Here is a 22,478-nt window from a genome sequence, read left to right as displayed (position 1 = left end):
GTACTATTTCTGAAATCATATTTACCCTACCAATCAATCAGCCGGAACACCAAAGCCAGCAAAATCTACCAAATAAATGTAACCTTGATTCCTTGCTTCCTGACACCAATCTCTTGCAAAATTTGTATCATTCTCTGAATCGAATTTGCAAGTGTCCTCATATGACCAAACCACCACTTCGTTCACAACAAATCCTGAAACAGTTTGGTGGTCTCTGACAATATTGGCGTTACCCGCTAATTCTCCGATGGGTCTTGTTGTGTTTTCCTTTAGCAGTTCATGAACAATGAATTGTGTGCCGTTGTATGGCACAACTCTCCTTCTTACAAAAACAAAATCACCACTTTTGACCGAAGTATTAATATAACTGTTTACACCGCCATTAAAATTAAATGCTTTAGCAGCCCAGCCTATTTTTAGTTTTTAATTTCCGGCTGTACAGGGATGCCCAGGCCCACATTTGCATTTTCAGGAATGACATAGCGGTTATTATTTGCTAACGCAATTTCTCTGAAATGCTTGAAGATTAGCAAACGATACCTTGCTCTTGTATAAGCTACAAATGCCAATCGTTTTTCTTCGTCTAACTGTTCATCAAGTTCTGCTTGAGTTAACAGGTCGTTGATTTTTAAAGGTAGATTTGAGAATGATGGAGGGATAATAACGCTATCAAATTCGAGCCCCTTAACCTTGTGCATTGTAGTTAAAACTATTTCCGTTTCATGAGTTGCAGCCGAAATTCTATCTAAATGTTTTTCATATATTTTATACAACTGACCATCATCCTTATAGGTTAATTCGGTTATGAACTCTAATAAATTATCGAATACCTGACTTTCATCTTGTTCTTCCAAGTATTCCAAAACAAGTGCATGAATTACTCTAATGTAAAAATGATTCCAATTTTGGTTGTTGTTTATCAGGTCGTTTATAAATACACGAAATGTTTGTTTGAAATCTAACGGAATTTGTTGACCTATTTTAGATTTCAAGAACAATATAACTGCATGACATTCTCTTATACGAGTGAACTCATAAGGTAAGCTACCTTGAATACGGATTCTAATATTGGGAAGATTAAGTCCTTTTATTTTTTGAAAGCCTCTATACACCTCATTGTTTGTTCTGAAAAGAATTGCTATCTGTTTATATGGCCGTTGCCCAACTCTTTCTTGCATTAATATTGAAATCTGATCCCACCAATCAACCCTTTGCTGTGTCCTGTCTATAATTTGAGCATAATTAGCGATGAAATTCTCATCAGGAACTCTTGTTGGTCTTGGAATTAAATGCTGGTGCTCTTCTGGAAGTGTCAATATCTGACTTGCTAAATTCAAAATTGCCGGATAAGACCGGTGATTGTCATACAATTCAAATTGAGTTGGACTGAATATCTCATTAAAATCAGCATAGTATGGCCAAGGGCTCATGCTTCCACCTTCTTTTATTCTTTCATAGCCATATATGCTTTGATTTGGGTCGCCTATAATAAACAAATGAGAATCGGTTAATTCATGCAGTTTGTTTAAAAGCCTAATTCTTACATTATTAATGTCCTGAAATTCATCTACCAAAATATGCTTTAATGGGGCTAATTGATTCATTATTTGCCCAGGAGCATTATTCAGTTGATCAAGTAAAATTGTTTCCCATTCATCAAATGGTTGACCTTTAATTTCATTTTGGCAATATCTTTTAGCCAAACCATGAAAGGTAAATATCTTGATTCTCTTAGCTAAATTTCCGTAACCCAAGTCGTTGAATAGGCGGCCTAACCTTTCTTTCAATTCAGAAACAACTGCTCTGTTATATGCCAGCACTAAAATTTCTTCTGGATTTGTCCCAATATGATGTACTAATCTTGCAACACGAAGAGTCAATGTATGTGTTTTACCGGAACCAGGACCAGCCATAACATTAATATGCTGGTTTATTTCGGCATCATAAACTTTACGTTGTTCCTCATTCAGGCGGTCTTCTTCAGTTTTTATAGCATCACCCCTCCATTTAACAAGCAATGGGTCATTCGGTGGAAGTTCATCCTGTAATAATTGCAATAAGCTTTCCAATGAATTACATCCGAAGTATTTCCTAATAAAAGTATCTTGCTTTTTTCTGACTGTACTTGCATCATTACCTAATCCACCTTTTTGGAATCCAGCCAACACCTCTAATGCTATCAATTTAAGTTCTCTTACTTTTCTGGTTTCCTCAAATTCTTCAAATATTTTTTTATCAAGCGATTGCAAATCTGTTTCGTCAATATTCTCGATTGAGGTAAGGTAAATCTCAATACCGGTAGGAAGTAAGCCTCCTGTTTTACTATATCCTAATACAGATAATATAAAGAGCAAGTCAGATAAATATTGTACGTTCCCTTTGAAATCCAAATCAGAAATAATATCCGGCCAGTTGAAATTCTTTATGTTTTTATCAAAGTATTGCTTTGCTACATAATCCAATAGTTTTATGCAGTCTTTCTCTAATTGTGTGATTTTATTTGACCATTCTTCCTTTTTGTGATAGCCATTAAATATTGACTGCTTTATTCTGACTTTCCGGTTACCATCAGTAACCTTTTCCATTTTGGTTTCGTGTTTAGTCTTCCCCAACAACCGAATGATAGTAAAGGCATGTTTGCTTCTCTTTTTGAAAATATCCTTGATGTAATTGTTATATTCCTTTGTTTGACCTTCTGCATTGTCTTTCTTTGTCCAGGGTAGCTTCTTAAAGTTTATATTTTCATTTACAGATTCCTTTAAGTAATCATCTAATTCTTCTCCTTCAAAAAACTTGGAGCTGTTAGAAGGAACTGAGCTCAGTATTTTAGATGCTAATGAAAATACCACTTGCAGTGCTGGGTACTTTTCATTCTCATAATAAATATTCTTGCAATGATTTGTTTCATCTAAACGTATTTTAGTTGGCACAATAACTACATCTTGCAATAGCTTTAATATACCCGCAGCATGATTTTTTAATAAAGCAGTAAATAGGTTTTCAAGACTTAGCTTTGAAATGCTTCGTAACGATGCAATAGAAAGTTGTACTACTTTATTAGATTGAGCATCACTTGGAAGTAATTCAAGTATAGCATGACATACTTTTTCGCAATCCTTATCCGGACATTTATTTATACGTTCGGCTAATTTGTTTAATGATGCAGAATCAAATTCTAAATGAGTAATTGTGAAATACCCTAATTTAATTCTTTCTAATCGTTCCAGCCAATGCAATGCAATTCTGAATTTGTTATCAAGGTCATCATTTACAGAACCTTTTTCATTTGAATATAGATTGAACGGCACTGCCACTGGAATTTCAGTATCCGGTGTCAAGGGTTTAAACCTTGCGATATATTCTTCCAATACCTGTTTAATATCCTTTACCTCATGCCATGAAATTCTGCTTTCATGCAGTTGGTCTTTTAATTTTGCGAAATCATTATTGGTGGTAAGACAAAGTGTCTTAATCGGATTTTCACTATTATTAAAACCTGCTTCTAATCGTTGTTTCTCGTTTCTACCAGCCCTGCCAACTTCTTGAAGAAAATCCTCAAACGTACTGGGTGGTGAATAATGGGTTACAAAATGAATATTTGGGATATCCATTCCCATACCAAATGCTTTTGTTGCAAATAAAATTAGAATTTCACCCGTTTTATATTTTTCATAAGTGTCCTTTCTATCTTCTGCATCCATTCCAGCATGAAACGCACCTACCTTTTCCGCAAAACTACAGTCAGCTCCAAATACATCTTTTAAACTATCCGACATTATTAGAGAGCATTCTTCAACTTTTTTTCTGCTCTTAACAAAAATGATTGCCCGGCTTAATTTTGGATTGAATTTGCCTGATTTTAAGTAATTCGCTACTTCAAGAAGCCTATCATCTTCAACCACATTATGTTTGAAATCCATTTTGATGTGGTCTCTTACTGGATTGTAACTTTTCTCTGTGCCTTCTACAGTTACAACGCCTGGCATGAGAATACTTATTTCTTCAAAAACCTGTTCGGAAATTGTAGCTGAAAATAGCAGCTTTCGCATTTGATAGACTCCGGAATAACCTGCAACTTTTCTGCCTGCATTCAAATAATCAGGACGAAACTCCTGACCCCATTGCGAAATACAGTGTGCCTCATCGAATACAACATACTCTAATCCACTATCAGCATCCAATCTTGTAAGAAGACAATTTTCAAATGAACGAGACCTAAACCGTTCTGGTGTTATATAAAGAAGAGTAACCTCGCCACCAGAAATCCTTCGATAAATATCTCTAATTTCTACATGAGATTTGTCTCCACTTAGGAACTCAACATTGCTATAAAAGCCCTTATTCCAAAGGGCATCTACCTGATCTTGCATTAAAGCTCGAAGTGGACTAATAACAATTGAAAGCTTACACGAAAATGCTGAACGGAATAAGGCCGGTCCTTGAAATAACAAAGATTTACCTGCTCCAGTTGGTAAGGAAATCAGCAAATCCTTTTTTGCCGGTAAAATTTCATTTAAACATGGGTGCTGATAATCATGCCACGGATATGGAACACCACCCTCTTCTGGAATCAAAAAGATTTGCCGGAGTATTTCTTTCGCTTCATCAATATTAAAGTCGGTGTCTGCATTCTCATGAGCTGATGAAAAGAACTCCGCTGCAATTTCCTTATCTGTATCGTAATCTGCTTCCTTAAACCACATCTGAACACTTTTAGCATTAAGATTTAAACTTTTCTCAATACCATAATAGTCAGTCAGTCTTGTATCACAAAGGAATAGCTGTGAATCTGGATTATTATCATAAAGCATTTTATAGTAATAATCAATAAGTGGTTTGTGCAGTTTTATTAGCGAAAATAAATCGTAATCCTTTTGAACCGCATTAATGTCAGCTTGATAGTCATCTTCCTTTTGTTCTTCATTAGTTTCAAATTCTACCGGTATCTTTCCCTTCAATATTTGCAATTTCTCCTGTAGCAAAAAACTATCCCATATAAAATCTAATGGGCCAGTATAGTTGCTTGAAATTATTTTGTCTAAGGTTAGGAAAGAAGCTATTAAAAGTTTGTTAGGTGATCTATGTGTATGCAGTAATTCTACCTGTCTTGCCAATGAAGCCTTTGTATCAGGAATAAAATACCCCTTACGCCTTGCATAAGCCGACAGCTTTTCAGTTTCCAATTCATCGTTTACAATTAAGACTTTAGGATTATTTGTATTGCCAATACCCTCAAATAATTTGAATTGATATACCCAATATATTTTCCTATACAACGATTCAGGATTAACCCTTTTTTGTTCAGCTATATAACCAGACTTCCTGGCATCCGGCCTTATAATGAATGAATTTGTTTTTGTAAAGGTTTCATCTACCCAATCAATATAATGAGCCTCATTAATAGGCAAATCATTTATACAGGCTTCGAAGTTGAGATTACACCATACTTTGAATTTGCCCTTACCAATTTTTTCTAACCAAATATTTTGAACAAATTCAGGAAACTCTGTTATACCCAATTGCCTGCAATGACTTTGTTCGAGACTAATGAAACTTTTGCCACCAGACATTTGCAGCCATATAGGTTCATTTTTTAATCTGTCGAAAATTGTCGCAAAATCAAAGTCTTGGCCTAATTGTAATTTACTTGTTAGATTGTATAATTCATTACCAACTACAATTACTTTTAAATCTGAAACTTGATTACCATACTGTTTTAGGATTTCGATATCAGTTGGCTTAATGCAGATAGGCTTGTGATTAATATTTCCAAAGTCAACATCAATGTTGTCGCATATTAACGTTGATTGCTCAATGCTTAGCTTTAAACGTATGGCTATTGGCAGGTGCTGAAAATAAGGCTGCAACCCTTTTGAAATGCATGAATCCACAAATCGAAAAAGGATAGCTTTGAGCAACTTGTCATCCCCAAGAGTCACTTCTATTTTTTCTTTATTTAAACAAAAACCTAAAGACTTATTATCCGAATAAAATGTGAGGTCAAATTGATGAGATAATGTATTCCAAAGAAATTCGGGAGCAATTACAACCTTGTTCCCCTCTTCATTTAATTTTTCTGTGAGTTGATTAAATGTTTGTTCAGAAATATTTTGGTTTGTGGGATTAGGACGGAAAAACTCATTGGACTGTTTTACAAAATATTCATAATCCAACAAAGCCCAATTTGAATTACTGCTAATTTGATTAATTGCTTCGATTGCTTTTGAAGGCAATAATTCTTTAACTGCATCTAAATTACTTTGCGAAACTATTATCCTTGATAATTGATTTTTGAATAATCGGTAAGTGAGTTCCGTATCTGATGCTGCACTGTGTTGTGTTTTAAGTCCGTAACTAAATCGTTCTGGGTTAAGCAACATTTCAACATCGAGAGTATCCCAAATAAAATCAGAAGATGGCGAAGCCCCATGATTTGATAATACAGATAAGTCAAACTCCTTAATGTTCTGACCAATAATTATAGAACCTGAATTTATAAGAGTTACCAGTTCTGCAATACCATCTTCTGGCTTTTTAAAATCTGATTCGCTTTTAACGCCTAATCTGCTTTTCCAGGCAAACTCATTTATTTTCTCACCATCGGATTCTAAGTCGAAACACAAAAAGTCAATTTTTGAAAATTCGCTTTCAAGTATACCAGCAATGTATTTTTCTTGATAATTTGACAGGGATGGAAAAGAAAAATAATAAGATAGAATTTTATCAGACGGCAGCTTTTCTATGAAGCCAGCTTTTTCATCATCAGTCTTTAACTCTTCAATGTATTGCTTTGTACGAGCTTCCGAAAGCTCTTTTATTGAACCTGAATTATATAGTTCTATATAAAACTGATTGGCATTGCATCTATAATTAGTTTCTTCCAATGGGATGGAAGGGAAGGCAGTTTTAAATGCTTCCAGAAATATAGTAACAGCTTGCAGTTCTTCTTTACTGTTAATCTCCCAGCCTTGGCCAATTAAATACTTATATGATTCTTCAACTTGCTTTGTTGGACCTTGTTCAGAAAGAAGTTTTGTTAATACCTGTTGTAATGTCTTCCAATCTAATGATGGTAACACTTCAAATCGCCAAATGTCAACTTCTTCTTGCTTAGAGGGATTGGGTAACTTTTCAACTTCGCCCATTGCCCACAAAACGAAGCTAATTTTATTTAGTGTTTTCTTCTTTTCTTCTAAGTATATTTTAAAGAATGAAATGTCCTTGATGTTCTTTATTTCCTTATTTATTTCAGGAATTGTCTTCTGCTCAAAATTGTTAATTACATCAATGTATATTGAATTTATTTCGGCTTCTTTGAGTTCTGTTTGTAGCAATGATGTTAGCCATTCAATTGTGCCCTTATATTCATTAAGGTTGGGTAAAAGTTTTACAATTATGGCCTTACCAAATAAAATTGATTCTGCTTTTTGAATTATTTCAGAAGGTATAACCGAAGTCCTCCAACTTGATGCCCGATAATGAGCAGTCACTGTAGCAAATCCAGTCTCATATTTCTCTGTTAAAGCAATTTCTTTTTCTAATTGATTATCTAAGAGTGGATAGGCAAAGGATTTTGACGAAGAATCTTTATTGAAAATAAAAACAGGAATTTTGTTAGAAACTTTGATTGCATCTAATTCTCCAGGCTTTTTTCTTGAGGCAACTGTTTCAAAAATTACTATATCATCCTCATCAATACCTGAGGTAATAAGTTTTGATACATGGATGAAACAATCTTTGTTATCCGTGAAACTATGCACATACCCAAATCCTTTTGTAGAATCAAAAAATTTGACTTTGCCAAGCTTTTTATTTATTGAAGCTAATTGTGGCTGTCGGTTGACATTTGAAGTTTGGTGATTGTTTTTTGGTTGATCACTTGCTGGTATTTTTTTTTCTGTTACCTCTTTGGCAGCAACAGTATTACTGTGATTATTAATTGGCTGTCCTTTTAAAACCTTTTCAAGTTTTGACCGAAGATCCATTTTGGTAAACTTGGTTGTAGTCTTTGGATCAATATCAATTGCTATTTTAAATAACTCTAAAAGTCCCGGAACCTGTTCTTCCACAACACCATCAAATCTGGATAGATTAAGCCCAATGTGCTTCAATCCTTTTTGAAGCTGCTCAATATTTATATTTTCAGTATTTAGAATGTTGTTTAGTTCCATTAATCAGTTCTGGTGTTTTTACAAAAACCACAGGCTCTCCTTGCCGTGGTCGGGTAGTTTGTCGTGGGTGAAGTATGGGAATATCTCGGCCACCATTTCGGGGTATTTGATTGTAACCGGCAGGTTCTGCTGGCTTACGCTTTTCCAATACATTCTACTGAACTGATAGACCTGGTCAATGAGTTGGTTTATCAATGCAGGGTCATCTAATAATTCTGCTTTATCGCTGAAGAATGAAATCTTTACCGGGAAGTGGTGCTCCCTGTCTGTTGGTGCAGATGCTTCTTCGTAACGGGTGTTGTTGAATAGCAAGTATTCTTTTGCACCCACTTTCACAATGGTTCCGCTGTAAGGCATCAGCTTTTGACTGCTGGTATCAAATGCCAATAGTTCTTTGCTCTCTGTTTTATTGATGGTTACTACAATTACTGGAATAGGTAAGCCCAACGCATGGAGGGTGTCAATGATGGGTTTGAGTTCCTTTTTACTGAGGTCTTTGTAGAAATGGATAATCAGCCTTGTGGCTTTGTAATTGGAGGCAATGAATTTGCCTACTGCTTCCCTGATTGAACCTGCGATGCTATCTGTATCATTTGCACCGAAACAATCAAAGCCTTTGAAAATGCCTTCGTTGTTGAAACAGAAAGCTGATCCTACATATTTTGATTTACGGGTAATGGAATAGAAAGCACCAACGCCAACAATCAATTCATTGGTAGTATCTCTTTTCAGCCTCCAGGGAACACCGCCCAGCTTGGCTAAAATTGCTGTTTCAATGTTAGGCAGAAATAAGTTGAATGCAGGTTTGGAAATGTTCTCTTTCCAAATCACCTGTGAGGTGATGCCTTCGTACAACAATATTTCTTTCATGCGGTGGTAAATGCTGTTACGCTTGGGGTCTTTCTCCCACTTAGGAACAGGGCTTATGTATACCGCAAAATATTTTGTATCGGGCAACCTGTCTTTATTCTTGATTGCTTTTTGAACTACTGAAACTGCATCATCAATATTATCAAATGAAATGCTGCCGTTCTCCTCCAATTCAAATGGCTGGCTGATGTACTCTTCCATTTTTGGAAATGGATATTGGCCGTTGTAGCCATCTTTAAAGTACTGCCAAATATTCTTTACTGCATGTTCTCTGTCTGGCTTATGGTAAATGAAAAAGAACTTTACGTTGCTTGGCTTTGGAACAGGCTTGTAAGGCTTCAATCTTTTTAAATCTCTCTTGGGTTCAACACCTACACCATTGCCAAACTGCAATTCATTTGATGTGCCATTGATGCGTTGCACTGACAAACCGTTAGGTTTGAAAAATCCGTCCGCTGAAAGCGGCAGGATTGCTGTGAAAGCATCTGTATTGAGGTAATTGTTATAAAAGTCGTTAAGCAGGGTGAAATACTTGGGATAACGGTTTTTGAAATCCGGCACATCAAAAGCAATATCAAAGTGTGGCTTTAATGTATTGCTCACTACCGGATAGTTTTTTTCATGGTTCAATTTCTGATCATCGGTGAGGTATTTCCATCGGTTCAATTCACCGTTGCAGTTTATCCAGTTGTATAACTCTGTTTTAAAGTTGTGTATTTCGGCAATGCTTTTATTCAGCACTTTCGTTGTGCCATCAAATGAAACAACCAATTCGGGACCATCGGTAACCCTGTTGTGCTGTACTTTCAGTGTAAACTGATTGTACACTTTGAATTTTGTACTGCTTGCTTTTGTATTGTGAAACCAAACTTCAATTTCATTGGTGAAGTTCTTCCGCATGATGTCCGCAACTCCTTTGAAATGAGTACGGATTAAATGCCTGTAATAGTGCTGGGCAAAGTATTTACAATCATTGAGGTTTACCGAAATGATAATGGCGTTTTCTTTTGCGGGTGCAAAATCGGTGTAGAGCCAGTTTCCATAATGCAGGTCACTTTCATCAACTAAACCTTCAATTGCTCCGTTTAAATCGTCTTTGTGTATGGGGCAATATCCATCTTGCTTTGCTGTGTAAAAAGCAAATTCAGCTTCCTCAACGGGAGCTGTAAATGGAATGATGTTTAGTTGAATTTCTTGCTGCATTTTATTTCATTATTTTATTATTTAATTTTAATGTAACATCAATAATCCTCTTTCAATGCCTTTAATATATTCCCATTCGGTAGTGTGAAACTGGTGTGCTACAGTGCTCAAATCAGGAATATTGTAAAAGGCAAAAATTGATTTATCAATGTTTTGAATATCTACTTGCTTTGTGTGTTTTACAGTTGCATAGAGTTTCAGAATATCTGAAACCTGCTCTGCCGACAATTTTGATTTATTTATTTGATGGAAAGTGTTTGTGCCTGTTGGCTCAATGATTCCAAAGTCAGATAATGTTTTAAGGAATGCTCTTGTGGATCTTTTTACTATTTCAGTATCGCCATAAGCCTCTGTCATTTTCTTTGTTAGAGCTGTCGAACTAACTGATTGAGACGGGTCGAATATTTTAAAATACATCTGGGTGAAGTATTTCAAGATTTCGTAATCCAGAATAAACATTGCCAATAAAATTGGCTTCATGTACTCATAATCCTTTTGCTTACATAGGCTGATAAGAATATTGTTTTCTATAACACTTGTTTTTTCCTGAAAGCTGTAAATGAATGTCCGGAATAACACGGTACGTGTTTTTCTTCTTCCATCCTTACCGGTGAGTTCGACTGCTATTTGATTATAGGCATCATAATATTCTTCAGGCTTCTTACCTGCCTCCACCATTTGTAAGGTTTTATATATCCATTCCGGTTTTAACGGTCTATCGTATCCTATCATTTCTGTAACTTAATATATGGCACTACCATTTCTTCAACGGTAATGCCTCCGTGATTGATTTCTATTTGGTTGTTGTTTGCAAACATTGTTCTGCCTTCAGGCAATACAATAATCTTTCCTTCAACAAAAGGAATTTTAATTTTAGTGTGCTCAATTAAATCTGCTGATACTTCTGGAACAATAACAGCTCTTTTTGCAAAATTGTCTATAAGGTATTTATCCAGCTTTTGGCCGTTGCCAAAGGCAACAACAGAGCCGTGGTCTGAACATATATAAACGGTGAAATCATTGCCCTGCAATGTTTGCAATGTTTGCAACACTTTTGAATTATTCAGGTAACCTTTTACAGCATCAAAGTATAATGACTTATTACTATGGTTTGGCGGAAACTGTGCTGAATGCGAAAGGTCATCAAAGAAAGAGTATAGAATACTGATACAGTCATATCCTAACAAAGTGTCCTCGGTTATAATATCTGAATCAGTAAAATATTTGACTTCCTTCTCATTGAAATAATTTGTAAAAGCCTTCGCTTCGTCTGCTCTACCTGGGGATTTGATATTGTAAACATCTTGTGAGCCATGAAATATTGCGGACCTTGAAACGGATGTTACAGAAGGTAACATGGTGAATAAAGCAATATCAGTAAAGTTGAGATTGATGTCTGATAAATATTCCTGTAAAAGATACCATTCTGCAAAGCCCATGCAGTCAAAACAAATCAGTGCCGTTTTTTTATCGTTCTGACTTTTAATATTGGCTAAAATGCGGTCGACTGATTTGGGATTTTTTACGGTTGATGCAAACGTAGCTTGCTGCATTCCATCGGAGGCAATAAACGAAGCTGCAAATGCATCAATTTGTTTGATATAGTTTTCATAACGAGTATCCTGATGGATAACCGACAGGTACACTACTTTGCCCCATAGCTTGCCTAATTGTAGAATGGTATCAAATTGCGGAACAGTTTGAAGCAACAAAGTAATTTGCTCAATCAAAGAACTAACTACTGATATAGCAGCATGAGATTTTGCAAATGACAAAAGACCTTCAGTATTATACTTGGTAACTACCAGGTGCTTGTCTGTGGAATAAACGTAGTTTAAGAGATGGATTAGGGATTCGGCAGATAACCCTTTTAGAATGCCTGCTATATCGCCATTCAATGGAATATCAGCATATGTAAATTGCTTGTGCTGGAATTTATTTGTGATAAATGCAGGTACGTCCTTAATATTGGTAAGGATTACCAATACCGGCATTGTGCCGGATGCTGCAAGCATTTCAGGCACTTTATCCGTAACCAAATAGCTAACTGCCATTTCATCCAAGAAGGACAAAAAAGAAGCAGAAGATAAAATACCTGTATGGTCTGATATGACCTTTGGTGTATTATCCTCTAAGTTGAGCTTGGTATATATGTATAGTTTCCACTGCATATTTTTATGAAATACCTTGTACCATAATCTCAGCAGCATCAACAAAGTCGCTGAGTTCAGGGCTGTTTTCTAAAATAGTTTTATCCAATTTTTTCGCAAGCGACAAAATATCTTCAAATCGTTTTGTCTTATAGCACAATTCAAAACCGTATGATAATGCTTCCATTCTTACAAGTTTGATTTTGGCTTTTTCGGTTTTTGCTATTATTAGCAATGCCTCAAATTCTCTTTGCAAAGCCTTTTCTCTTTTTTCAGTAATCAAATTATGTTCGGGTTCGGATTTTGGTCTTCTATATTTTTCATTTTCATAGATAAAATTTTGGTTAAGCATTTCTTTTAATTCAGGCACTTTATCACTTTGAAAATTTGCCAATTCAGTAAAAGAACTATGAATCTCTGATAGCGTTTTAGGAGAATCTAAAAAACTGTATAGCCAAATAAGAGAGGATTTTTCATCAGAAATGAAAAGAAACATTGAGCCGGTTTTCAGCTCCGTAATGCCATCAAGTTTCATTTTCTTCTTGTATTCAAGAAAAGAGTTTATTTGATTTGATGTAAACCAAAGGCCATCTTCTTCTATAAAGGAAGTCTTTAGTAAAGCATAAAATGTTTTTGCATCATATTTTACCTCATAACCTCTTTGAATGTAGAAGGCTATCATTTTTGAGTACAACATTTTCTCAGTCCTTTCTAAAACAGGCTTAATTGGTTGATTTGAAAGAAGCTCCGATATAAAGTCATATTCCAAATTTAAACCGCCATTTTTTAGCAACTTTTGTTCAAAAACTGCCCTTGGTTTAAAAGCAGAAATAACAAGGTCTTTTTCAACTGCACCAGCGGCAGTCTGTTGATTTTTTGTTCCCTGCTGTTTATCCAAAATTGAAACCTGGCTAATGATAAAGCCAGCCCTTGACAAAGCGTTTTGCAAAACATTCCAAATTGAAGATTTGGAGTTATGAAATACTACAGTAATCCATCTATTTGGCTTTAAAACACGATAATATTCTTTAAACGAATCGTGCATTAGATCAAAATATGAATCAATATCTTTATTTTGTGAATTATTAATTATTGCTTCTTTCTGATTATTTGTAAATACTTTCAACCAAGATTCCCAAATAAAATTCATTTCTGAATACATTAAATTTTCACCGAATGGGGGATCAGTAAAAACATAATCGATTGAATTATTTGGTATAAGCAACTGTGTTGCCGATGAAACTTGTACAAATACTTTCGATTTATTGCTGTCGTAAATACTTTCTAAAGCCTTTTCAATATCTCTTGATTTACCAAGAGATAATGTGAATAAGTTTCTTTCTGCAAAGAGGCTGGGGATATAAAGGGAATTTGGCTGTGCTCCAGCTAAATTAATTTTTCCATCCTTAAAACCAATATTATGCAACTTGCTTCCCGTTTTCGTCAAAAAAGATGTAATTGTATAAAGCATCAAATGCTTCATGTTTGAATTGTTAGCAAGTGACAATAAACGTGACAATACAATAAGACTTCCCTTAGTAAAAAAATGATGAGTATGAGTTATACCGAAGTGTACACCTGCTCGCCACATATCACCCCACTTGCCATCCTTAAACATATATTGATACGAAGGAAGCCAATATGGAATTTTATATTCCTCAATTCTGCGAAAAAGCAACAAATCTGTTTCATCAGGCTTCTTTTCAAAAACCTTTTTATCAACTTTGTAATTAATTAATACCGGTCTGTATTTAAGTCTTTGTGAATTACTTTGAATAAACTCATCAAAATAATCCTCAATAACACTTTCTGAATCGGCTTTGGATATTACAGCTTTGCACGATGGACAATTAAACTTAGATTGTAATATTTTATCACTTTCGATAAACGCCTCATCCCAAAAAGAATATTCGGTTTTACAATATGGGCAAGCTAAAATCTCACTGTAAATAATATAATTAATTTCACCCTTAATATTTTCTTTATGATTCGTTTCATAAAGCCAATTAAATTCATCCTTTACCTGAGACAGTAATTTTATAAATTCTGCTTTGTATCGTACGGAATCGGGGCGACCAGTTATTGATGCACCCATTAAGCTTGCAACGGGTGACAAATCTGATAAAATGCAGTTCCTATTTGTAACCTTGGCAGCAACACCTGTCATTCCAGAGCCACTAAAAGCATCAAGGACGAAATCACCTTCTTTAGTGTAATGTTCAATATAATGAATGATTGCTTTGTATGGAACCTTTGTATGATAAGTATGGGCTAAATAAACCGGATCTGTTTTTCCCTCACTTACATCACCAATGTATGGCTCACAATGATAATTATCATCGGCTGATATATTTGGTTCTAATAATTCCGTTAGGTAGGGATTTGGACAAGCCGTATAAAATGGAGGTTGAGATAACGAAATAATATCTTCGTCATTCCCAATTGGAAAACTATCCATTTTTTTTAATTCTGGTAGGCGTTCAGCCAAATCTTTTTTATAATCCATTCTGTTTATTTTCAAGTTTGTTAATCAATTTTGAAACGTACTTCCTGCCCTTTGTTTTCCTTTTCCAGTTTTTCTTTCAAGTTAAAAAAGGCTTCACTTAGCTGTGCAAGTGTTACCAATTCATCTTTTTTGAATAAGGCATTTATTATATCTTCCTTTTTCAACTGAACAATTTTTATATCTACAAACAGCTTGTTGATAGCATCAATTAGTTGCTGATTTATTGTATCAGGTAATTTTCCTGTTTTGACAATTGCTTCAATAGCCTTCTTCTGTTCTGCCGGTATTTTTACAATTGCTAATTGGTCGGCTTTGTTCTTAACCTCAGCGATTGTAGTAGAAGCGTAGTCTTCAAAAATTGCCTTCAGTGTAGCATCTATATTTTTGCCCTCAGTTGCAATACTTGAATAATCCCTCTCTACTTTCATGAAATTAGTTTGGGTATCAAATGGAATATCGTTCAAACTATCTACATCAACTGATTTTGCTCTCATTGCCAGGATGCCAGTCCATAATGTGATTTTACCATCTATTTTCTGTTTTACGTTACAATCTGCATTTGCCAAAATGCCAATCTTTTCAAACAATGTATTTCGGGTAAAACTTTCAAATGGTTTCCAATCTACTTTATTACCAATGGTGTTCTGTAAAGCAGGATAGTAAAATTCATTGATATACATTTTCTTAAAAGCATCAATCTTTCCTGCAAGCGGAAACCTCTCCTTTAGCTGTATGTATTTACCAAAATCTTTAACAACATTAATTGTATCGTTGCTGAATTGTTTCAGCTTAACTTCTACTTGTGGGTCACTCAAGTATTTTTGATTTGCTTCTATAATATCCAAAGCATCTTTCATATACCGAATGCCATTGTGTGTTTTTTCATTGTACTCTATAAGAGTAATTTTCAATTCCTCAATGGTGCTTAGTATCTCCTTAATCTCGGTGAGCTTGCCACTAAAACTTTCGATGGTATTGAATCTGGCATGGTTGGTAATGTCTAATGTTGCCCAATCGATGCCTGTAACTTTTACAGCTTCCTTTTTAACACTGTCAAGGTTTATATAAAGCTCAGCTTTTGCTTCAGCCTTGCTTATTTGAAGATTGATAGCCCTAATATCATCAGCAATTGCCCTGATTTTGTTTTTATACTCGAGGAAGCTCTCATTACGGGTATTTTCCCGCAGCATCTTAGCACCATTTAAACCGAGTGCATTGAGCAAATTGTTTGCAAAGTCATAAGACAAATCATCCTTCTTAATTGCATATACAATGTTCTCAAACTGGGTAATGCTTTTGAATTTTTCCTTGATGTTTGAAATATCTATTTCATCACCGCCTTTTCCTTTCAAAGCAATCTTACCCAAAGTGGTAAGTATTATCAAAAAGAAATGAACTATTTCTGGCTCTAAACCATAAGGAATTTTGGCAAGTGGAGTATCAATTTCCTTTTCAATATCAACCACCTTGCCAGCCTTAGCATTTATTGTGGTAAGAATGATTTGAGCTATCTTATTAGAAGCTACATCAGGATCACCGTTGGCATTTAAAAGGCTTAAAGTATTTAGGAAACTTTTACTCCGAAGCGACAAGGACCTGAAATTTCCATTGGTCACTTCATCGCTAATTGTTGAAATGGTATTGGTAATGTTGTTTGAGGATAATATTTCAGCATATTTAGGATGTTCGGGAAACTCATCATTGAAGCATTTGTCAAACACTTTCTTTTTTAATTCTGAAACGATTTCAGAAAGGTTATTGAAGTCTTTTCCTAATTGCGATTTGATAGAAATTGCATCATCATTGAGCTTTGCTTCTGATAAATTCATTATCCACATGGCAATACGGTACTTAATGCCAGGCACAACAACACCTGCCGGATTTCTGTATCCTTCTATGGTATCGGTTAATTTCTTGTTCATGGCCGATACCAAAATATTTTTACTTATCAATGACTTGATAGCAACGATACGTTTAATTACTTCAATACTTTCCTGGCTCCCAACTTTGATTTTAATATTTAGTTGATTTTCGCTGCATTTCTTTGGTTCTTTTTTGCTGAATGGGGAAATAAGATTGATTACATAATCTGCTTTATCAAGATTTTCAATCTCTTGTTCTTTACGCTGAAATACAACCAATCCTTTTCTGAATGATTTTACAGATACCCAGGTGCATTCATCCGAAAATACATTTGGTGTATTCTTGTAATGGTCTAAATCCAATATCTCTTTAATCTGGTCAAATAGTACTGCTTCCTGTTTATCTTCATCACCGCCAACTGCTACAATTTCATTATCAATTCTCTCTTCCGGGTCTTTGCCATCAATTGCAGGATCGAATTTAAAATAGTCATTACCTGTAGCATCGTCCTTAACTACCTTAATATAAAAACCATCTGTTGCCTCTCTTATTTTCTTAACAATCAAAGACACTTGCATAAAGGCTTCTAAGGCATTATTCTGCGGAATAATTAAAAGCTGTTCAGCCAATTCTTTTGCTGTTGCTCCATTTTGACCCTTGCTCCAAAGAGAATAAACGGCTAAGCCTTTTACTAATTTGTAGGCATCACTTTGCAGCTTTTTGTCGAGGTTGGCTGCAATCTTTTGGTTTACGATGCTCACTACTTTAACCAAGTCGTAAACCCCTTCGAGATTACGGTTATTGGGGTTATTGGCTAAAATATCATAGATGCGGTCGAATGTAAAGAAGTACGGAAAAGGTTTGGCAATAACATACTTCAATTCATTCTGAGCAAACTGGATGATACCCCGTTTTTCAAAATAAGGCAATTCATGAAATAGGTTTAGCAAGCCTGGTGTAAAAGGGAACAACTCAATATATTCCTCCTGCTTGTTTGCAACATCTTCAATTTTATCAATGAAAGGTTTTAGCTTTTGTTCAATTTCGATGTGTTGTTGTTTGGTCTTAGAAACAATACGCTGTGCTATAACCTGCTTTACTGCTTCTCTGCGGATAATGATATTCTGGAATCGTTCACTTATTCGAGCTTCATCACCTGCAATATCGCTGAGTTTAGGACTTGAATAAATATCCTCCTGCATAGAAATAGCTAAAAGCATATCTTGATCCTGGCAAACCTGTGCAACAACTCTTAGAAATTGAAAATCTCTTTTTATCTGGAATGATTGCTTTGCTTGTAAGAAGTCAGAAACTTCATCCACAATTACCATCAAACCCTTTGAAGGGTCTTTTGCTTTTAGTATTTCAATTATCTCCGCTAAATGGTCTTTGAAATTAATTGTGTCCTTTGTCAGCTTCGGTATTTCTATACCGTATGCCTGTTTTATTTGCTTTTCTAATTCCCTGAAAAAGAAAAAAGACAAGTCAACATCTACCGGCTGCAATTCAAATTGAACTGTAAAAAACTTTCGAGATATTTTTTCAGCCGCTTTTCTAACCTTTGCATTTTTAATAAGTGAACGATAACTTTCATTATTAATGATGCTTACCAAGAACGCTATTAAGTGAGATTTACCACTACCGTAGTTACCAATAATCTTTACAGCCTTATGATTTGGTTTTTGCAGATTATCAAAGAAGTCGATAATCTGCTGCTCAAGCCCTTCGGAAATAATGTAACTCGATATTAATTCCTTTTGTAAATCTTCTTGTTTTAAGTCGGTATCAATATCTACAACATCTTTAATTACGGTGTAGTTGAATAAATTACCAATGGCATCATCAGGTAATTTATCGCCAGTTTTATATTCTACTGCATCTTCTGCTGCAAGTGTTTCATAGTTTTCTTCTATATCACCGATTTTAGTAATTAGAATGTCGTTAATATCCTTATCGTAATACTCTTCTGAACCTGCCTGACCATAAGAAATACGATTGCTTATAATCTTTTCATCTTCCAAGAACAGAACACTGCTCTTATTACGGGAGTTATATTTGAAAGCACCAACAGGTGAAATCTTTGTAAAAGCATTATGGTAAAGAATGCTTGCATTGGTTAAGATCAGCTTCTCCGGTTTTGACAGGAACCAATCTTTTATTTTTTGGCCTATGTCGTGTGAAGGTTCTTCATTAGCATCTAATTCTTTGTATAGGCTGCTCAATTCCGAACCAACATCAACCAACAGATAACCCTGCTTTTGCAAATATTGGATTACTGTATTTTTTTTTATCAGGTCCTCACCAACAATTGCCCATAGCTTAAAACGAAGACTATTCGCTAAAGCAAGATATGTATCTATGTGTCTGCTGTTATTTTCCATTATGTGATTACTTTTAAATTGTTGGTTTTATTTCTTGCGTTTTGTTTGGTTAATATTTTTCTCAGCCACTTGCATTGCTTCATTTGCCAGCTTCTCATCTTTCACTACTGCATAAATTTGGTCGGCTAACCATAGTGTCATTAATTCATCGCTACTTGCTTTGAGTATTTCGGCAAGGATGGGTATCTGTTCCCGTTTGAGTTGCCGCAACCCTTTTTCAATTTTACTCAGTTGAGCCGTGTCCATTTCAAGCAATGGTGCAACTTGCCGCAGATATAAATTCTGCTTCTCCCTGAGTGTTCTGATCCTCTCACCAAATTGGCTGTTCATCGTTTTAATATTGACTTGTCAAATATTGGCAAATATAAGAAAAGAAAAGCAAGTGCATACTAAGAAAAATAGCAATGTGCAAAACTTGCAAAGTCTGCAAACAATGCAAAAACCCCATCCGTTTGGCGGCATGGGGAGCAATGCAGGGAGGGAATTGTGCTTAGATTTTGCGGTAAAGCCCGGCCTTCAGCTTTTCCAAAGCCTTGCCGGTGGCATTGTGGAGTATATCATCCACGGTACGGGCAGAAAGCTGGAACTGTTTGCCGGTTTCAACGGCTTGTTGGCGGGTAAATTCTGATGGTAAAGTATCAAAGAATTTGCGTTTGCTATCGCCTGTTTTGAACTGTGTGGCTTCGCTTTGCTTTGGCAGGTTGTTGAACATTAAAATACTGTGGTGGAGGTAGATTTCGGCCAACCGCAAAGCGGTGCTGAAATCTTCATCGGTGCAAAGCACCTGGCTTGCTGCCTCTCCGTTTTCAAATTTCCGCAAGGCGGTAAATAGCATTGCCATACGATACAGAATCAAGCCCAAGCGTTTTACAATACTGGCGGCTTCTTCGGCTGTGAACATGGTTACTTCATTGAGCCATGCCTCACAGGTTTGGTTTAGTTGTTGCCATTGTTGATTGGTTAGGGTTACGTTGGTTTCTTCCCGTTGCAGGAACTGGACCATGTTAAACACCTTTAAGGATAGTTCTTTGAAATGCTCGGTGAGGTTGATGTTATTGGCATTGGGAGAAACGTCTTTCCATTTTTGCTCCACCTTAAAAGCATAGAATATGAAACGGCTGAATAAGCCATCTTCGGAAGAAGATATTAAGCCCGTTACCTGATTGGGTGTACCTGATAAAGCAATAGACAAGCTGGGTGCATTTACCTCTGTAAATTCATTGTTGCCTTTACGGGAACTGGATAGCCTTTCGTGGTGAAACGATTTGCGAAGCATATCGGAATAGGAACCCCACTCTTGTTTAAATACATTGCCCAGGGTGTCGGCTTCTGTTTCGCAAATAATACCTGTTCCTTCGTTCTGCTCCAAGTGCCAAAGGATTTTTGCATAGCTTGTATTTGCCGGAATGTACACCACTTTAAAAGTGGGTTTGGTGGGCTGTTCTTCTGTGGAGGTGTCGCCTTTTTTCTTGCTGCTGATTTTTTGCTTGTGTTCGGATAGTTCCTGATTGTATTGTGATTCTGCTTCACGGCTTGCTTTCAGTACAAAGCTGTGGTATTCGTCTGCCAGCATCTTTGCAAACTTCAATGCACCTTTTCCACTGGCGGCAGGGGCAATGGCAAATGAAAAGACATTCGGAAAAACTTCGTTACCTGCATACACTCCTTTTACACCGGGCAAACATCCGCTGAGAATTGCCAATGCTCCTGTGAGAAAAACATCCCGTTCTCTTTCATCGGTAAATGCCATTGCACCGTGTTGCAATATTTCAGGCATTTGTAAATACAATTCTTCTGGAATGGTTGGAGTAGCTTTTAAATAGTCTTCCTGTGGTGTTTGCTGTTCTGTACTTTGCAGCTTTGCAGTGTTTGCAAACTTTGCAAACTCGGGTTTGTGGTGGGAGTAAACACTTTTTACTGCCTCTTTAATTTCTCTTTCAGGTAGGTCAAAATGTTGCGTACATAAAAGTTCAGTATCGGGCTGCGATAAACCAGCTCTGTTGCAATTAGAAGCAAGCCGATAAATATAATTGTTCCTGTTTCCATCGGTGTATTGGGTTTTTTGATTGGTGAATTGAATTTGTTGATTGAAAATGAAAGCGATGTTCAAATCCTCTTCGGGTTGTTCCTGAACTGGTGGGTTTACTGGTTCTGCTTTTGGTTGCACTTCCGGTTGCGTGAAAATTTCGGGCAACTGCACTTTGAACTTTTCGTTACGGATGTTCTTAAACAGTCCAGGGTGATAACTCATGAAGCAAAGCCTTGTAATATCCTTGCAGCTTGGGTCTGCTTTTAAACCTGTTGCATCTTCGTAATGCTTCTGTACCTGCAAATATGCAATGTCGTGGTGTTCAATTTCAGTATTCACCTCAATGAACACTTTAAGGCCGTTACCGCTTGGGCTGATAAAGCATAAGAAGGTGTAAGGGATTTCGGCAATGACTTTGAAAGCTGCATCCAACTGCTCTGGTGTCAGCTTGTCAAAATCAAGATGTACAAAGCCGCTGTACATTTCAAGGAAAGGCATTTGCCTTTTCTCGCTGAATACTGCGGATGGAGTGAAGGCTAACAATTGCTTTTTCTTATTGGCCGCTTCTTCCGTTTTGCCTTGCTCCAGCAATGCCCTGATTTCTTCAACCTCCGCTTTGTATTTGCCGGAGGCAATATCATTGGCTATTAAAAGCAATGATTTCTTTTCCACCGGCACGGTGAAATTTTTAAATATGGTACTTGATGCCATTGTTCTGTTCTTTCAGTTAATAAAAAAATCCTACTTCTTGCGTTTGTTGCGGATAACATAATCGGCAGCCATCTGATCAATTTCATCTGCTGCTGATTTGCGGTTACGTTGTAACCAGGTATCCAACTCCTCCCGTTTGAAGTAGAGTTTTTTGCCCTGAGGACAGAAATGGGGAATGTGTTTTGTACTGGTGAGTTTGTACAAATGCGATGGACTTACATCTAAATATTTGCAAGCCTCATTAAAGTTCAGTACTGTTTTTTGTAACAGGTTTTGCTCATCCAGCTTGTTAGCGATTTCGGTGAGCTTGTCTAAGATTAATTCTTCGTGTGCCATCTTTTTTTATTTTTATGAATGATGGCACAAACCTCTTAAATGCAAGAGGGGCAATGGTTAAGGGGTTAATCCCTTACTCACATTACTGAATAATCTTAATGTTTTTTATTGCAGATGTTTAAAAATCTTATCAATGTTTGCCTTTTCCTTTGGTTCAATTTTGTTCTTTGAACCACTTGCTGAAAGGTTGTTTGCAGTAATCAGTGTATCCTTTTTAGAATAGAAGATTTTTGACCTCTCAATGTTCGATAATGATAG

11 protein-coding genes are annotated in these 22,478 nt (G+C 36.1%); all 11 read right to left on the bottom strand.

Annotation, left to right across the window (positions count from 1 at the left end; genetic code table 11):
* Window positions 1–33: 33 nt before the first annotated feature.
* Entirely contained in the window at window positions 34–312 is a 279-nt protein-coding gene (locus tag F777_RS0105140; RefSeq protein ID WP_026751109.1) for a hypothetical protein, read from the bottom strand.
* Between the two features lie 104 nt (window positions 313–416).
* On the bottom strand, window positions 417–8,171 hold the full coding sequence (locus tag F777_RS0105135) for a UvrD-helicase domain-containing protein (protein WP_026751108.1): 7,755 nt from the start codon (window positions 8,169–8,171) through the stop codon (window positions 417–419).
* An 18-nt stretch (window positions 8,172–8,189) separates the two neighbouring features.
* Complete coding sequence (locus F777_RS0105130; protein WP_026751107.1) at window positions 8,190–10,244, bottom strand: Piwi domain-containing protein; 2,055 nt, start codon at window positions 10,242–10,244, stop codon at window positions 8,190–8,192.
* Window positions 10,245–10,271: 27 nt separating this feature from the next.
* Window positions 10,272–10,976: a hypothetical protein gene (locus tag F777_RS0105125; RefSeq protein WP_026751106.1), complete on the bottom strand. Its 705-nt coding sequence runs from the start codon at window positions 10,974–10,976 to the stop codon at window positions 10,272–10,274.
* Window positions 10,973–12,415: a PglZ domain-containing protein gene (locus F777_RS0105120; RefSeq protein ID WP_161631483.1), complete on the bottom strand. Its 1,443-nt coding sequence runs from the start codon at window positions 12,413–12,415 to the stop codon at window positions 10,973–10,975. The genes F777_RS0105125 and F777_RS0105120 overlap by 4 nt, the downstream gene beginning before the upstream one ends.
* Before the next feature lie 4 nt (window positions 12,416–12,419).
* Entirely contained in the window at window positions 12,420–14,900 is a 2,481-nt protein-coding gene (locus F777_RS0105115; protein ID WP_026751104.1) for a DNA methyltransferase, read from the bottom strand.
* Between the two features lie 20 nt (window positions 14,901–14,920).
* Window positions 14,921–19,144 (bottom strand): BREX-3 system P-loop-containing protein BrxF, encoded by a 4,224-nt coding sequence (brxF, locus tag F777_RS0105110; RefSeq protein WP_026751103.1) that lies wholly within the window; start codon window positions 19,142–19,144, stop codon window positions 14,921–14,923.
* A gap of 27 nt (window positions 19,145–19,171) precedes the next feature.
* Entirely contained in the window at window positions 19,172–19,474 is a 303-nt protein-coding gene (locus F777_RS0105105; protein ID WP_026751102.1) for a helix-turn-helix domain-containing protein, read from the bottom strand.
* 160 nt (window positions 19,475–19,634) lie between these two features.
* A complete protein-coding gene (locus F777_RS0105100) occupies window positions 19,635–21,884 on the bottom strand; it encodes a DUF3987 domain-containing protein (protein WP_026751101.1) in 2,250 nt (749 codons plus the stop codon).
* 30 nt (window positions 21,885–21,914) lie between these two features.
* Window positions 21,915–22,220: a helix-turn-helix domain-containing protein gene (locus tag F777_RS15780; protein WP_037369145.1), complete on the bottom strand. Its 306-nt coding sequence runs from the start codon at window positions 22,218–22,220 to the stop codon at window positions 21,915–21,917.
* A gap of 105 nt (window positions 22,221–22,325) precedes the next feature.
* Window positions 22,326–22,478 (bottom strand): DUF6617 family protein (locus tag F777_RS18565; protein ID WP_369791994.1); only part of this gene is annotated, 153 nt, incomplete at its 5' end.

This window comes from Sediminibacterium sp. C3 (assembly GCF_000508085.1).
Lineage (GTDB): Bacteria > Bacteroidota > Bacteroidia > Chitinophagales > Chitinophagaceae > Sediminibacterium.
Note: the sequence above shows the minus strand (reverse complement) of the source record. Positions and strands in the feature narration are given on the sequence as shown.